Origin of the sequence: Citrobacter sp. TBCS-14 (assembly GCF_005280805.1) — a bacterium.
Lineage (GTDB): Bacteria > Pseudomonadota > Gammaproteobacteria > Enterobacterales > Enterobacteriaceae > Citrobacter > Citrobacter gillenii.
In genome coordinates this window covers 770-1,012 of sequence record NZ_SZWM01001064.1, presented here as the reverse complement: position 1 = coordinate 1,012, position 243 = coordinate 770, and the positions used below count along the sequence as shown (strand labels likewise).

The following is a 243-nucleotide window of genomic DNA, read 5'->3' as shown; positions in this document are numbered from 1 at the left end:
GGTGACGCAGAAGACGGCACGGAAGCCATAATTTGCCGATATAGCAGCTCCCATTAACGGCCCAGTAACGTTGCCTATATCACGAAACGACTGGTTGTAGCTAAAGATACGCCCGGCGATTTGGTTGGTTGAGTTATACACCAGCAAGGTCTGTACGGCAGGCAGCAATGCGCCATCAGCGGCACCCAGTAAAAAGCGCAGCACGCCTAGCTGCCAGGACGTCTGGACGAATGACATTGGGAT

At 53.5% G+C, this 243-nt stretch carries 1 protein-coding gene; it reads right to left on the bottom strand.

Annotated features, from left to right (window positions below; translation table 11 throughout):
- Positions 1-243, bottom strand: a 243-nt coding sequence (locus tag FDX22_RS30245; RefSeq protein WP_186805455.1) for an MFS transporter, incomplete at both ends; no start/stop codon positions are given.